General features: G+C 47.1%; 14 protein-coding genes and 1 pseudogene. 1 reads left to right on the top strand and 14 read right to left on the bottom strand.

From position 1 onward, the window contains the following. Positions 1-3: 3 nt before the first annotated feature. From WBL83_RS07620 to WBL83_RS07555, 14 genes and pseudogenes are all read right to left on the bottom strand, one after another. Positions 4-912 (bottom strand): aldolase/citrate lyase family protein, encoded by a 909-nt coding sequence (locus WBL83_RS07620; RefSeq protein WP_424588569.1) that lies wholly within the window; start codon positions 910-912, stop codon positions 4-6. Continuing rightward, the gene (gene citD / locus WBL83_RS07615; RefSeq protein ID WP_424588568.1) at positions 909-1,205 is read right to left on the bottom strand and encodes a citrate lyase acyl carrier protein; all 297 of its coding nucleotides are present in this window, start codon (positions 1,203-1,205) and stop codon (positions 909-911) included. Before citD ends, WBL83_RS07620 begins: the two co-directional genes overlap by 4 nt. After that, positions 1,202-2,277 (bottom strand): annotated as a pseudogene (citC, locus tag WBL83_RS07610) ([citrate (pro-3S)-lyase] ligase). The gene citD and the pseudogene citC overlap by 4 nt, the downstream one beginning before the upstream one ends. Positions 2,278-2,646: 369 nt before the next feature. Beyond that, positions 2,647-3,735: a C45 family autoproteolytic acyltransferase/hydolase gene (locus WBL83_RS07605; protein ID WP_424588567.1), complete on the bottom strand. Its 1,089-nt coding sequence runs from the start codon at positions 3,733-3,735 to the stop codon at positions 2,647-2,649. 24 nt (positions 3,736-3,759) lie between these two features. Then, positions 3,760-4,587, bottom strand: a complete 828-nt coding sequence (locus WBL83_RS07600; protein ID WP_424588566.1) for a PTS system mannose/fructose/sorbose family transporter subunit IID — start codon at positions 4,585-4,587, stop codon at positions 3,760-3,762. Further along, complete coding sequence (locus tag WBL83_RS07595; protein ID WP_424588565.1) at positions 4,580-5,380, bottom strand: PTS mannose/fructose/sorbose/N-acetylgalactosamine transporter subunit IIC; 801 nt, start codon at positions 5,378-5,380, stop codon at positions 4,580-4,582. The genes WBL83_RS07600 and WBL83_RS07595 overlap by 8 nt, the downstream gene beginning before the upstream one ends. A gap of 13 nt (positions 5,381-5,393) precedes the next feature. After that, positions 5,394-5,885, bottom strand: coding sequence for a PTS system mannose/fructose/N-acetylgalactosamine-transporter subunit IIB (locus WBL83_RS07590; RefSeq protein WP_424588564.1), 492 nt, complete (start codon positions 5,883-5,885; stop codon positions 5,394-5,396). Between the two features lie 9 nt (positions 5,886-5,894). Beyond that, positions 5,895-6,302, bottom strand: coding sequence for a PTS sugar transporter subunit IIA (locus tag WBL83_RS07585; protein WP_424588563.1), 408 nt, complete (start codon positions 6,300-6,302; stop codon positions 5,895-5,897). A 675-nt stretch (positions 6,303-6,977) separates the two neighbouring features. Next, positions 6,978-7,445 carry a protein YfjT gene (gene yfjT / locus WBL83_RS07580; RefSeq protein ID WP_424588562.1) on the bottom strand — a complete coding sequence of 156 codons (468 nt, stop codon included), beginning with the start codon at positions 7,443-7,445 and terminating at the stop codon, positions 6,978-6,980. A 23-nt stretch (positions 7,446-7,468) separates the two neighbouring features. Continuing rightward, entirely contained in the window at positions 7,469-7,912 is a 444-nt protein-coding gene (locus WBL83_RS07575; protein ID WP_424588561.1) for a YfjS/YafY family lipoprotein, read from the bottom strand. Beyond that, positions 7,912-8,148 (bottom strand): hypothetical protein, encoded by a 237-nt coding sequence (locus WBL83_RS07570; RefSeq protein ID WP_061806841.1) that lies wholly within the window; start codon positions 8,146-8,148, stop codon positions 7,912-7,914. The genes WBL83_RS07575 and WBL83_RS07570 overlap by 1 nt, the downstream gene beginning before the upstream one ends. A 40-nt stretch (positions 8,149-8,188) precedes the next feature. Continuing rightward, a complete protein-coding gene (locus WBL83_RS07565) occupies positions 8,189-8,890 on the bottom strand; it encodes a WYL domain-containing protein (RefSeq protein ID WP_424588560.1) in 702 nt (233 codons plus the stop codon). Positions 8,891-9,108: 218 nt separating this feature from the next. Then, the gene (locus WBL83_RS07560; RefSeq protein WP_424588757.1) at positions 9,109-9,930 is read right to left on the bottom strand and encodes a DUF932 domain-containing protein; all 822 of its coding nucleotides are present in this window, start codon (positions 9,928-9,930) and stop codon (positions 9,109-9,111) included. 92 nt (positions 9,931-10,022) lie between these two features. After that, the gene (locus WBL83_RS07555; RefSeq protein WP_424588559.1) at positions 10,023-10,886 is read right to left on the bottom strand and encodes a GTPase family protein; all 864 of its coding nucleotides are present in this window, start codon (positions 10,884-10,886) and stop codon (positions 10,023-10,025) included. A 574-nt stretch (positions 10,887-11,460) separates the two neighbouring features. Here WBL83_RS07555 and WBL83_RS07550 point away from each other — a divergent pair. Continuing rightward, positions 11,461-15,891 (top strand): sacsin N-terminal ATP-binding-like domain-containing protein, encoded by a 4,431-nt coding sequence (locus WBL83_RS07550; protein WP_424588558.1) that lies wholly within the window; start codon positions 11,461-11,463, stop codon positions 15,889-15,891. The last annotated feature ends 26 nt before the right edge of the window (positions 15,892-15,917 follow it).

The raw sequence follows: 15,917 nt of genomic DNA, 5'->3' as shown, positions 1-15,917 counted from the left end.
GCCTTATTCTTCGCGAATGCCGGAAAGTTCTGCACGGGAGATAACCAGAAGGGCGCGCTCGATAACCGGGCTATCGACCATTTTGCCGTTCAGGGAAACTACGCCACGACCTTCGTGAGCGGCGGCTTCAGCGGCTTCTACGACCAAACGGGCGTGAGCCAGCTCTTTGCGCGTTGGGGCGTACAGGTTATGCAGGAGTTCGATCTGGCGCGGGTTGATGAGCGATTTGCCGTCAAAACCCAGCTGCTTGATGTGTGCGGCTTCATGCAGGAAACCTGCTTCGTTGTTGGCATCGGAATACACGGTGTCGAACGCCTGAATACCGGCAGAACGTGCAGCCTGCAAAATAGAGCAGCGGGCAAACAGCAGTTCAGTACCTTCCGGTGAGCGCTCAGTGCGCAGGTTACGTACATAATCTTCCGCACCCAGGGCAATACCGATCAGACGCTCGGAAGCATGGGCAATTTCTACCGCGCGGATAATTCCTAACGGCGATTCGATGGCGGCTAACAGACCGGTGCTGCCAGGCTCACGGCCACAGGCGTTTTCGATACGCAGGATTTCGCTTTCGATGTCGATGACATCCTGCGCGGTATCGGTCTTCGGTAAACGTACGATGTCAGCACCGCCGCGTACCACGGCTTCAAGGTCGTTGATACCCCATTCGGAGTCGAGGGCGTTTACACGCGCGATGGTTTCAACGTTGTGATACAGCGGATGCTGCAGCGCGTGGTACACCATGCGGCGAGCGGTATCTTTTTCACGCAACGCGACGGAGTCTTCTAGGTCGAACATCAGCACATCTGCCGGGTAGATGAACGAGTTGCTGACCATGGCGGCATTGGCGCCCGGTACGAACAACATGCTGCGGCGAGTACGGGTTTTACGTTGTTGCAAAGATTCGGAAATCACTGGCAATCCTCCCATGGCAGTGCCGGAATACCGCCAGCGCGGGCCAGTAGTGCTTCCAGTCGCGCACGTAAAATGCAGTCCAGTGCGCCTTTATCATCAACATTCAATTGCACGCCGCGTACGTTGCAGCGGGACAGAACGTCCAGAATGGTGGCCCGGATGGCATCACCGAACTGCTTTTCGACGCTACTGTTAACCTGCAGGTCAATATCCTGCGAATCGAGTGGTGCGATGCGAATCATCACATCACCGGACTCGAGTGTGCCTGCGACGGCTGCCTGGTTTATTTTCATTTTTCACCTGTTGCTAATGCGGGGTATTTTGGCGGACCGCCGTACCCGATGAGGCTCGTTCAACCATGCTTTGCAGATACTGCAGCGTGGCGTCAGGGACCAGGGATGCGATAGCCGTGAGATCTTTTTTAACCAGCAGCTTGCGCACCCAGGAGGCGGAAATCGGCATCTCCTGGAAGCACAGCCGCTCAATTTCCACCAGTTCAATCGGTGGAGCGGGAAGCGTTGGGGTCTCCAGCCAGTAACGCATATCGTTGTTGTACTGGGAGGTGACGGTGCAATATGGTTCAGTACCGACGAAGCGGCGTGTGACGCCGAGAGCCGGAGCCAGATACTGGCGGAAGATTTTCAGGTCTATTTCGGTGTAGCATTGGTTAATAACGCTCTGCTCTTTGATGAAGTAACACGGGAACGTGGCGCGAGAAATGATGTATTCCGAACCGCGATGAACGGTTAAACGAGGAATATCTTTTGTCCCTTTAAGCACCAGATGCAGGCGGTCTTCATACGGAAAACGCGAGGTATCTTCTTTCACCAAAAACAGATGCAGCCAGTCACATTCCGCGGCCGCCTGTTGGATCAGAAAACGATGTCCGTTAGTGAAAGGGTTGGCGTTCATGACGATACAGCCAATTTTTTTCCCTTCATGGCGCTGTTTTGCCAGTGATTCGGCGTAGCGTTTCAGGCGTGTGGTGCTGTTTTCCATCAATACCATAATGCCGGGAACGCTGGTGAGCGTAGAAAAACCGCACTGTTTAAACAGCGATTCGTACTCGGTTTTGGTATAGATGAAGAGGTGCGTACAGTGGCGTTCATACGCGAGATTGATTAGTTCGGTGGCCAGAGTCAGTGCCAGGCCTTCACCGCGCACGGATTTGCTGATGGCCACGCATTTAATGATATTTCCAGCAATACCACCGCAGGCAATCAGGTGGTTATCACGGCTGACGGTGATAAATATTTCGACAGTTGTATCAACGCTTAAATCGTTCTCTTTCAAGAATAGAGTAATAGCAGCCATCTTTTTATTTTCTGAACGCTTAACTTGCGTGAATTTATTATTGCCAAACATAATGCCCCCTGGAGACAGGCGCTATTTTCAGAACCCTGAGATTTCCATGTAATATTTTAATGGGTTTCTATTTTCTTTCATCCGTTGTGAATTTATAAAACAGGAAGCAAATAATACTTAACTGGGGAAAATCATTAATTTAGAAAAGATTGTCGTGACGTTCATTTCATTATTTATAAATTGATTTATTTTGCCATGAAAATATAGAACCACATGCAATATATAGCATTATTATAACAATAACACATTACTACAGCTAAATGAGCGCCACGACTTAAATCATTACACTACCTATCTTTAATATAAACAATAAAACCATCACACTAAATACTCAGAAGACGACCTTTTATATGAAAGAAAAAAATTTGATTAAACATCACAATCACTTTGAAATAAAGAATATTCATTGTATGCATTTGTGCACGGACATCCTTTACTGACGTAAAGTTTTTTTTCAGTTAAATCGAAAATCATAGATGCAACAGTGGTTCGACCCTTCATTGGATCTTCATGTACTGGTTCATCATGCCCACATAAAGAGAGCGGATAAAACTCATGGTCTTGTAAAGCTGTCTTAATAGTTTCCAGTTCTATATATTTATACTTTTTCCCCAGTAAGTATCGCAATCTGGTATCCCTCATAAAATCATCTGATTTTTTGGCATTTATTTCAGGATTAATAGTAAAATGATTTGCATGGGTTATAATTCCGTTAATTGGCTTGACGAAATCACACCCTTCTGGATATGCTTCGATGTCAACAGCCTTATCTTCATCAGAAACCAGCATCATATTTACAGAAACTGTTCTCTTTGTAGAGATGGATTTTTTCAAAGCATTATCATATGAATTACAAGATAAAATGCTACGTCTCAGGAAAGTTGAAGGCATTCCTGGCAGTTCTGTATCATAAATTGATTTTAGATTATTATTTACAATGCCAACCCCATGATTATTAATCCCATCTCTAATTAACTGCCCAGCTTCAGCGACACCAAGAATTTGAGTGCCATTACATTCATCTATATGTATTACCACGATATTTTCAACGATCCCTGGTTTATAATCCCAGTTTTTAATCATGAAAATATTATTATTCCTTGTTGTGTCAGAAAGTAATGCCCCAGTAGTACACTCATGTGTACTTGCAGCGTTACTTGAAAATTTTGTGATTTCGTAACGGCAGTTCAAAAGCATAATTTCATTCAGATGTACTCCAGCCCCATTTGCGATCCCTGAAGCTTCGGTCAATAGATCAGGAGCATTCTTTTCTATAAACTTACTATATGATTCAATATATCCTTGTAAGTGTTCCCAGGATTTCCCTGTTGTTTCAAGAAACAGTTTTTTATACTTTACCACCCCGTCGATAATTTTGCTTTTGGCTTGTGACCCATACTGAACTCCACGTTCGTATGGAGATTCTGAACATACTTTAATAAATTGGAAGTTATTCATTAAAACCACTCCTAGTAAATTTATTCAAAAAACCCCAAAGAATGCTAATAAAACACTGACTATTAAAAGCCCAATAACTAGTGTAATTGGTTTGTATCCTTTTTTCAGAAGATATACAAATGAGAATAACAATAGAATCGATAACAAATTGGGCATGATTGAATTAATTACATCCAGTACTACAATCGGAGATTTTCCTATATCTATGGTCCACTTTAATTTCACATTTACCATTTTGGCAACCATAGCACCAACCATGCTTAGTCCCAAAATGGATGCTGATTTAGTCAGCGAACTCATAAGGCCAGATGCAAATACTTTATCTATAAACGATGTACCCATAGTAAACCCAATATTTAAAAACTTCCATCGGGAAATCATTTGAGTTCCCCCATAGAGTAATATAAACAATATTGGGCCAAGTATATTTCCTTGTGCAGCAAACCCCATTGAGATTCCTGCAACAATTATCCTTAAGCTATTGAAAAACAATGCATCACCAATACCGGCACATGGCCCCATCAGCGAAACTTTAATGTTCTCTATGGCATCATCATCAACAGAACCTTTCTCCATTTTCTCTTTTTCAAGAGCGTAAGTAAGTCCTGCAATAAATGGGAACAATACAGCATTTGTGTTAAAGAAACCATTATGTCTCAGTAACGCTTTTCTTCTTTCATTTTCATCTACATATAACTTTTTAAGGCATGGAGACATTGTCGCACAGAACGCATTGCCCTCCATCTTGACCAAGTTAAATCCTGACATGACTAATCCAGAACGCCAATACATAGACTTTAGTATTTTTTTATCTTCCAATGGTATGTCTTTATCACTCTTATTTTTACTCATCGAAAAAGTCCTCATCCTTATTATTATCTGCTATACCTCTCTTGGTTTCACTTCTAGAATCTAAAATTTTCTTATCATTTACAAAATACATTAATGACACTACCCCCATTATTATAGCGATAGCCACTGTATCTAATTTAAAATATTGTGCCAAAACAAATCCGATAAAGAAGAAACCAATGAATATTTTATCCCAAATCATTGCTGCCAGGATCGCAAACCCCACCGCAGTCATCATTCCTGCAGCAGCATCAAAGCCGCTCATTACCCAGACAGGAAGATAATTAATCGCATATTCAAGTCCAGAAACCCCAAATGCTACAGATGCAAAAATAATGATAGTTTGTGGCAACCGGTCGACAATAATTCCGAAGAAAATCAAAGTGTGAAGGAATTTTTTATCATTACCACTTTGTGCCAATTTTTCCCAATAAGGAGCTAGGGATGATAAAAATATTTTCCATACTGATCCTGTAGTTGCAAGTAGAGTACCTATAGGCAATGCTAGGGCTATTCCTGTAGTCATGTTTGCATTCGTTAATACAGCCATACTTACTGAAATAATACTTGCAGAGCATGCATCAGCCGGAATTGTGCCTCCAATTGCCGAAATACCCATAAATATCGCTTCTAGCGCTGCTCCCATGACGATGCCTGTTTGTATATCGCCAAATGCCAGACCGGTTAACATTGCTGTAACTAAAGGTCTTTGCAGAGTTTGCCATGATAGTAATCTATCCACCCCCTGAACAAATACCCAAACTATGGCAGCAAGTATTCCACTAATGACCATGCTTACCTCTCTTTTATTTAAAAAATGACACCATATCCTCAGCACTATCTTCTGGTGTCGGCTGATAAATACATTTCAAACCCATTCTCATCAATTCTTGAAAGCTCCTAACATCCTCATCATTACAGTAAAGGTTACCTGCATATCTTGTTCTATTTTCATTATTTTTTTCTTGTATTACACGCCCATAATTCCCAACATTTACATATGGTACTCCCGGTATATTTTTAATTACCTCAACTGCGTCATGTGGTGAAGCGACTAAAACAAGAAGCTTCATTTTGCTTACCCTAGGATCATTTAATAGATCAACTGCGCTATCGATTGACTTAATGGCAGTTTTTATCGTTGCTGGAGCTGCCATTTTTAAAGTTTTCTCGACAATTAAATTATTTGCAGCATTATCATTTGCAACAACAATATGACTTACATCTGAATATTTTGACCATTTTATTGCCACTTGGCCATGAATCAAACGCTCATCAATCCTGAAAAGGTTTATCATAAATTATCCTTACAAAAAATCATCTTCGATCTTAAAATCGAGTGACTCAACTTGCATTGAGTCTCGATGCTCTTCTACTACTTTAGAAAGCTTTTGCTCATCAATATCATCAGAGTAATCAACCAACAAAGTCAATAACAGAGCTAGGTTCAGCCCAGTAACTAAAAATATATTATCCCCTCCTAAATACCCCATCATTTTCTGGTTTACACTTCCCCCCCGCATATCTGAGAGCATTACTATTTTCTGATTTTCGTCAATAGAACGAATGATTCTTTGAATACCAACACTTATATCTTCTTCGTCAACGTATGCATCATAAACTGAAAGATTATTTGTAGGGCCCAATAGCATCTCAGCAGAGGACTTCATCCCTCCGGCCATTTTCCCATGAGTCGCTAATATATAATGCACCATTTGCACACTCCTCTAAATAATTACCATAACAAGATGCTAGCATGATGCTATCTACGTGATATAGATATATATACACCCTCAAAAATGAAATATTCTATTTTGCACTTATTATCGTGCAAAAAAATACATGAAATGTACCCTTGACATCCGCAATCCGTTACATCCAACGATAGTCAATCGCTGGAGCATCCCTGGAGCATCCCTGGAGCATCCCTGGAGCATCCCTGGATGCATAGTTTGATTTTTTCTCCAATATAATATTTATCTAACAAAAAGTTATATTTTAGTGATGCGATGAACTCAACTTCATAATGTAGTAAATGCAATACTTTTACAGAAAACTGCATCAATCTTGGTGTAACCTCACATGAACACGATCAGCGTTGTTGGTATCGATTTCGCAGGTCTGGTATTAAAGCATGTATATGGATGACTGATAATTCTGTTATGCGGAGTAGAATAATCTCGCGTAATAAATGGCTTAATACGCTTCGCCAGTTTGAATCGGGTACGTTTTTTTGCGTTAGAAGATCATACAATCTCTCATTACTGAGACCGAACCTTCATTGCTACGGGATACAGCGTAAGGCTTATACGTGGCATTCATGTAACAAAAAAAGAAAAACCCGGCAGCCTGATGGCTGTCGGGGCTGGATTGCATGCGAAATGAATGTATCAGTCGTTACCGCAGTCTCCGGGCGTGGGCAGGACCTTCGCGGCATTCTTCAGGTCAGCACTGAAGTTACCCGCTTTGCGGTCATTGACGTAGACCTCGAACTGCGAGGCCTTACGGATATCCATGATGAAGCCGTACCAGGCGTTATCCCCGTTACGCCAGCCCAGGCTGGACGGAATTCCGTACTGCTGGTGGTTCATCACTACCGTGATATCGGTACCGTCATCATGCGAACTGACCGTTTTGTCTCCCGCGAGGGTAAGAAAAACCGAGTGCTGGTAGATACCGTTCTGGTCCGGATTGCCTGTACAGTTTATGGTAAACATCTTCCCACTGGCGTCCGTCACGCTGTATTCCGCATTGCCCTGGCCGTAACCCTGCTGCCAGAGTCCGGGAACCGCAGAAGCATTAAAGCTCGCGAGCAGTACGCCTGCCAGCGCAAACCGGCTGAGCGAATGTGTTTTCATTCCTGTCTCCTTTATCTTTGTTTTTATTCCTGATTATCAGGATTTGATGGTATCAGCAGCCGCCCCATCAGTTTGCCGTCATGGGAGTATTCGAAGTATTTTTCCTTCGTATACGGGTCCGTGACCTCGTGGTATTCCAGTTTGATGTTGTCAGCAATACACAGCGCATTCATCAGCGGCTGCACGGTTTTTTCCTTCATATCCACCAGATAGTAGTAACTGCCACCCTCGCAACCTTCCGGCGACTGGCGGGTGCGTAAGACCTGCAGGGTGAGGCCGGTGGAGAAACCAATCTGTGTCCATTCCTCACTGACATCATCCTGGCGGCTCACCACGTCACTAAATCGCGGAGGTGTGAGGTCCCTGAATTTGCTGATGGCTTTCAGATCATCATTCCTGTCATCGCAGGCGCTCAGCAACAGGGTGGTGGCAACCAGTGCCAGCAGAGGGAATGTTTTACGTTTCATTATTTTTTTCCTGAAATCAGACGAACGACTTTGGCAAAGACATAAATCCCCACGAAAATGCCTACCGGAACACCGATGAACGGCGTCAGCGCAACACTGGCGGCACCGGCTGCGCCACCGCCCGTCAGCAGTGCAGCAACGGTGCCAAGTGTCAGGGCCGTGAGGCTGTCGGACACCCCGGTTTTGTTGAGAATGATGACGATGACAACAATGGCGATAATGACAATAACGGGCATAGGGCTCCTCCCTGTTGCCGGGTTGTTAACAAAGCCTGTGCTATTCCGGTGAGTTGTCAGCCGGAATAAACGCAAGCAGTGACTGCTGGATAAAGCGAAAATGGGGCAAGGCCTGAATGAACACCGGGTCTTCAGCCAGGCGGCACAGACTGTCATTACGGCGGAACGTCTCCTGCAGGGGCTGAACCAGATGGATTTCATCCAGGGTGAATACGGCGATATGTCCGCCGTACTCACCCACCAGGTACCAGGCCTGCTGGTGGATGAGCAACCGACAGGGAGCCAGTCGCTCACAGCGCTGTCCATCCGCAATCAGCATCACCCGCCTGCGCCCGGTAATAGCCTGAATCAACCGCCAGAAAGACAATGAGCCAGACGGTGAAGGGAGCGGATTGGCGGGCGATATCACGCAGGGAGACTCGTCACACATCAGCAGTGCGTTCACCAGGCGGCGGTCAAGGCCAGGGAAAAGCCCGGCCAGCCCGCTCCGGTGGGCAAAGATAAGCACATCTGGCACCATCTGCATCTCACTACCAGCAGTACGTAAGCGGCAGTAGCCGGACTGATATTCCAGGTCCAGATACATCAGCCGCTCACGAAAATCCCGCCGCAGTGTGCGCACCGACACGCCAAACTCAGCGGCCAGTTTGCGTACGCTCAGCGTTTCCCCCGCCACCAGACGGCTGATTATCAGTGACAGCCTGACAGCCAGCCGGTCATGGCGGCGTTCTGCCTGTGTCATGAATGGTTCTCCGTGAAAGTTAACTGACTGAAAATGATGTGAATACTTTAAAGAGGGGTGCGGACAGGGTATGGACACTGCAGAAACTATTTTTCATTTCTGCAAAAGTCAGATGTGGTGGGGGTTACAGGTCATCTTCGAGGGAGTGAGATCTGTCAGTACGTTGCAATGCGGACAGGTGGTGTCCGATATTAACAACATGGCAACAAAGGTAATGACTACTGCAGTTGTGTAAGCAATGTTTCCGCCATCACCCACAGTGCCCGGTTAAGCTTCACATCCCCGTCAATGCCACGTACGGCACGGGTGTGCGTCCGCCCGCCTTTAACATTACGTCCACTGAGCCCGCCCTTAATCAGGTTTTCCTGCACGCGCTGATAAGTGGTCCACAGGTCATTGCTCTCATCCTGCCAGCGGCGCGGGGAGAGTATCTGCGATTCGGTCACGGGCTGGTGGTCCTCACCAAAGCGGTAGGTGAGCGCAGCCTTTGCCAGTGCCTGCTGCGCAGGTGGCGGCAACAGCAGAGACTGCATGGCATCCCGCTTTTCTTCCACCCCGTCAAAAATCCCCAGCACCTCATAGGCCCCTTCAATCACCTGACTCACCACATCGCCTTTGTGCGGCACTCTTACTTCACCAAATGACTCGCCGCAAACGAGGCCGTTCTGACACACGGCACGAAATAACCCCGGCAGCATCTGATACGAACTGGTGCCATCGTGAGAGTTGAGCAGGATAATTTCCGGCACCTGTTTACCGGTAATCTGTCCCTCCCGACGCAGGCGCAGCATATGCTTCGTATGCTCCCGACGCCCCGGGTCACGCACCCGGGTCTGACAGGCAAAGAACGGCTGAAAGCCTTCCCGCTGCAGACTGTCCAGCAGAGAGATGGTCGGTATGTATGTGTATCGCTCACTGCGGGATTCGTGTTTGTCCTCGCTGAATACGCTGGGCACCACCCGAAATAACTCTTCACGGGTTAACGGACGGTCACGACGAATAAGATTTGCTGCGCCAAAGCGCGAAGCCAGACGGGTCATAAGCAGACTCCTCATAACGGGAAAATATATAAAAGAAATCCCCGTCGCATGAAGGCGACAGGGCTAGGAAATCAACTGGCAGGATTAAATACTCAGAAGAAGAAATTCCAGACGCTACGGGCAACCGACACCACGGTATCGCGCACCGCGCGTATGACTGCCCGCACCGGGGCGGGTATCAGGGGAAAGGCACTGATGCTATCGAGTACAGCACCGACGGTTTCACCAAAATCGCTACGAGCCTGCTCCTGGACTACCGTTGTGCGAAAGGAAGACTGGAGTTGCGACACCACCGGGCTGGTGGCCTCACGTGGCAGGCACTTAATCATTCGCTCAGCCATCACCCGCAGTCCCCACTGAAGACGGACCGACACGGCACACACCGGATGTACGGGCTGGAACAGCTCATGCAGCAGACAGATTTTACGGCTGATATTCTGCTTCTGCTCTTTGGACAATGGCCCCCCACCGCTGGTGGGCTCGGCCTTATCCGACTGGCTGATAACAAACAGCACCTTATGCCGGAATGCCTCACCAATCACCTGATGATAAAAGTGTTCATCCACTGCCAGCGCCCGGTCATCGGCCTTAATCAGCCACAGCACCAGGTCAAGCCGGGGAAGCTGTTCGCGGTACAGCGCAGCATATTCGTTATCGCGAGCGCCACTTTCGCCCACGCCGGGCAGGTCCACCAGCGTCATATGGCGGTCACCAACCTGCAGACGAAAGCGTAAAGGTTCACGGGTGCAGGCCGCCACATCGCTGACAGGTGATACCTCACTGGCAAACAGTGCATTACACAGGCTGGATTTCCCGGCTCCGGATTTACCCATAACGCCAATAACTGGCTCGTAGTTTGTTAACTGGTTTATTTGCTGCAGAATCCGCTCTGATACCCACTGTGGCAGACCAGCAAGCGATTGCTGAAACGACTTCAAACCTTCAGAATTGTTCATTACTACTCCTCTGAAAAATAATAAAAAAACGGCAGAATCGTGAGATTTCACCGTTAATCGTGTATGTTCAGAGGAATGATATATATCTGAATACTTTTATAATGCTGACAGGCTGTTCTGCGCCAGATATAGTCATTCGAACCCTGAGAGTTACACTTTTAAGTGATTCAGGGTATGCGCTTACTGGTTACGAATATTGTGCCAGAATCATGTGATTTGATGATTGCCGCTTTGCTTTCGAGCCAGTAAGTGCTCCACGTTCGCTAACGAATACTCAGGTACTCAGGGCATGCAGAAAACTGCTGTCTATATTTCTTTCGAAGAACGTCCACTTATCTCGTCCTGCGGAAATCATCCACTAGCAAACAACAAAATGGTAAGCTAGCGTAATCCAATCAGAGTGGGAACTTAACCAGTACCAAGCGAGCCCCTCGCTTATCAATACGAGACATCGTTGATAGTGCCGTCTGCGGTGCGCCACGCCACTATCATTCTCATCAAACAGGGTACGGCTGCAAAGGCCTGATAACAGGCTTACAGCCTTTGTCATCACTTCCAGCGAGTCTTTTGCTCTATGTCCCTTTCCCAGCACACCAGCACAGCACCCGACCTATCAGATACCCTTAAAGGGAAAAATGCCGCCCGACTTATCATTGATAATGATCCTGCAGCAGCACATATTCACGATCCCCGAACCACTGAGTTTGCGAACGCCATGATGGATACTGCGGCCAGCGAACTTAAAAATGCGGCCGGCATATTTAAAGATCTGGTTGAACGCGCAACAGCAGGCGCAGAAGATCTTGCCGTGGCCACCTTTCAGGGGATCATCGAAGTGATACAGAACGCCGATGATGTCAGGGCCACACAGGTATGGTTTGCACTCAGGCAGACGAAAACAGGTAAACAACTTTTGCTAGTTCACGACGGTGCCCCGGTTACCTGTCTTAATGTGCTCGGCATGGTCCTCCCCTATCAGACTTCCAAGACTAATCGAACCGATCAGCGCGGGCGTTTTGGTATCGGTATGAAAACCCTTCTCCGTATTGCCGACACGCTTGCAGTGCACTCTGCCCCGTATCATTTCTCCTGTAATCAGTTAGATTTTGACCGCCTGCCACCAGAACCGGCCCTTCCCGGATTTTACGACCCGATGCAGCATACGCTTATTGTTGCGGACCTGAATTCTGCCTTTGATGAGTCAGAGCTCACCGCATGGTTTGATTCATGGCGCCACGACGGGTTGCTGTTTCTGGCTTCGGTAAGCCAGTTAACATGGTGCGAGCTCGATGGCAGCATAAAAAGCCAGCGTGCACTGACTTTTTCAGACTGGACAGATACGGGCTATACATTACACCACTCAGGAATGCACAAACTCCAGTGTCGATTCACCAAAGCACAAGAGAATGACTGGACCATCTGGCGAGCATCAGTCGCAGTTCCTGAACATTTACATCCAGCGCATAAAGCGCGCAGCGAAGTCACCGATATTTCCATTGCTATTTCGTCACAGCGAACCCAATCCGGGGTCTATATTGGTTTTCGTACTGACATTCCCACAACCCTCACCTTTTCACTGGATGCGCAGTTCGATCCAAGTACCTCCCGCGAATCTATTATAGAAAACGACTGGAACCGATGGCTCATTGAGCGCACCGCCGAAGTGGTGGGAAATATTGCAGCGGGAATGCTCGCTACCGTCCCGAAAACCGCCTGGCACCTCATTCCGCTCACCACCGAACTTGTCGATCCAGAGCGTAACTCGGTACTTAACCGCTGCTTTTCAACTGCACTGAATAAAACCCGTACCTGGTTAGCTCAGCATGCTGTAGTCCAGTTACCCTCTGGCCATTACCCTTTTTCAGCACTGAGTTATGAAGCGCAAACGTTGAAAGCATTTCTTAGCGAGGACGATGTCGAACGTATCCATCAAGGACAGCATGCCCTGCACAGAAGTGCCCGGGATACTCAGGACCGCTGGCGCGAAGTCATTAAGGAACTCAACGTCTCAAGTCTTGTCAGCACAGATGAGTTACTTGACTCCCTGGAGAACAAACTCTTCAATTTTAAACCTGCACCATGGTGGGTCCGGGCGGGCGCACTCTTGGTGGAACATCATGAAGAGAGTGAATTATTTGACCGCGCTTTCTTACTCTCACATCTTAATGAGCCGATTTCTTGTAGCTCTGATGATGTAACCGACATTCCCCTGGTGCTGAACCCACCTTCTGAATTTGCGCAACGCTGGCAACTTTTACAGCGCCTGCATGTGGCATACGAGGATGGGGATGCAGGCGAACAGGTTATCACCTGGTTGGATGCTAATGTCGCCTTTGTCAGTCAAGCTAACACGGTGATTGAGCTCTTAGCCTTTGCTGAAAAATTTGAACAAGACAGCATCGAAATATCAGAAGACGATCTTCGCTCGCTGCGGGACATGTTTGATAAACTGCGGGATACAGAAGCAAAAGCTTTAGGTATCAAAATAGGCGCGATTCTTAAGCTGGATGGTTATGTCTATAAAAACGGCAAGATCGTACGGCAAAAAGTGCGGCTTTCAGAAAGCTACCTGTGTAAAACTCTGGATAGCGAAAACTCTACCTGGCCTGATGCAGCAGACAACACGCCGGGTATCCAGTGGGTTGGAGCAAAATACGAAGCCATTTTAAAAACCAACATAACTAGAGGAGCGAAGCGCAAGCGCGAGGATGGAACACAATCTCGTGGTGCCAGAAAGTTCCTGCTACTACTTGGGGTTGAATATTCGCCTCGGGTACAAAAAATTGATGAACATCGTTACGGAGTAACTGAACGTCGGAGAGCAGAACTTCGGGCTAATGGTGCCGAACTGGTTTATTACGACTTCGAATCCCCGGATCTCGAACGCGTGATTCAAAGCATCAAAGCAACAAGCAAACAACACGCAAAACGGCGGAGTCCTGCCCTACTCACGACTCTCACCAAAAACTGGCAACGCCTGTATGTTCCAACCTCATCGGTTCCCTCCGCACACAAAGCCATTAAATACTTTTATCCTAAAGCGAATGTCACCGCAGCGTGGCTGAATACGTTAAGAGATGTAAGTTGGGTTGCAGTCGGTAAAGGGGATACGGTTTTACCCCATTCCGCCGTGCTGAAAACACCTGAAACTCAGACGCTTTATCAGACCTTCATCTGCGGCGTGAATGCAAAAGACCTCGATAAGGAATTTTTACGTGTTTTAAATATCATTACGGATGTCAGGATTGGGGACTTGTTGACCGCACTGGAAACGATACGAACGAACGAAGAAATTGTTATTCAGGCACAGACACAGCAAATATACAGGGCCATTGCAAAGCACTGCCCCGCAACGATTACCTTCGCAACACGAGTCGGCGAATTGAGTATCCAAGAACTCAGGACCCGATTTCTTGAGGGGAGCGGGTTAATCTATGTTTCTGGCAGAGGCTGGTCCAGACCCAATGAATTGTTCAGAGGACTCGATATTTTCCATGGAAAGCGGCCATTTGTACCTGGAGGTACGACATCGCATTGCCAGAACCTTTGGTATGCCCTGAATATTCCCGAACCGAGTCTTGCTGATTGTATTCAATACTGCCGTGAACTGTCTCACAAGCCGTATAGCACCGAAACAGAATCCCAACTGATGGACGTTTATCGTTACATGGAGACACGGCTCGAGAAGGAGGAGCGAGGCCCAAAAGATAAATTACGCACGCTACCACTCTTCTGCTCTTCAGGCTGGGTGACACAACGGCCCATTTACTCGCTTGATAACCCAGAACTCAGAGAGCAATTAGGCAAAGCGCTTCCCGACCTCCAGTGCTGGGTGCCTCCTTGCGATATCCAGTATTTTCCAGGACTGGTTAAAGCACTACGTGTTGTGGAACTGAATCCCCAGCTTCAGAGTGTCAACGATAACACCGACTCGAAAGAGCGTGGAGAGCAGGAAAGATTGCGCTTTGGCCACGCAATTGAGCATCTTTCAAATGAACTGGCAAAAAGTATGCCTGATCTGCGTGATAAGCTGCCTATCAGTTGGGATAAGTTCAAAAATACAACGCTCTATATTTACGATTCCCCCGCCACCATCCGCGCTTTAGCACCAGAATTCCCGGGCGGATTTGTTGACCTTTCGCTCAAAGCCGTGAGTTTAGATAATTCTCAGGCTTTCCATTTTTATCAAGATGCTATTGGCGACCGCGATTTCGGTGGCCGAGTCATCGCTTCACTGTTTCCATCGAAAGAACGTCGACGCATTGATGCCGAGTGGACTATTGCATGGAAAAAGAGTCTCGATTCAGTCGCTGAGCCAATCCGGCTGGCAAGTGATGAGGCACGTACTGAAGCCATGGAAGATATCGCTACAAATATTAATGCCGCTTTAAAACACAAAATTAACGTTACGACCCCCAAAAGTCGTTCTGCACAAGTACAACCAAGAACGCTGAAACCATCAGTTGGTGCGATGGTCCGTGCCTCGGTCAAAACAGGTACAGGAACGGCTAAGACAACCACCACCAGCAAAGGCGCTCGTGGACTGAAAACGACACCGCCCCCGGTAAAATCAGGAACCAACACGTCAATTTCCACTCCAGTGGCTTATACCAATGCGGATCTTGAGCAGAGAGGTTGGGAGCTACTTTCCCAGGCACTGGACACGACCAACGACCAGAAGATTATTGACTTCCGGCGCAATCATGGCGTCGGCGCCGATGGCGTTATTGACTGGAAACTGTTCATCGAGATGAAAGCCACTGGGCGTAGTCCTCAGAGTCAGATAGAGATGTCTAACAATGAGTATCAGCGAGCAAAAGAACGGGGTAATAATTTCATTCTCGCCCTGGTATCAGGGCTTGAAACCGGCCAGACCGATGAAATCAGGCTCATTTTTGATCCGGTTAATTGTGCCAATGTCATCCCTACCAATGGGATCAGGTTAGGTGGATTGCTTGAAGCGCCGTCCGTTGTCATACAGTTTGAGACTGATGTGAATGAATAAATCCAAGAGACTTACATAAGGATATT

The organism is Buttiauxella sp. (genome assembly GCF_049686335.1).
Classification (GTDB): domain Bacteria; phylum Pseudomonadota; class Gammaproteobacteria; order Enterobacterales; family Enterobacteriaceae; genus Buttiauxella.
Note: the sequence above shows the minus strand (reverse complement) of the source record. Positions and strands in the feature narration are given on the sequence as shown.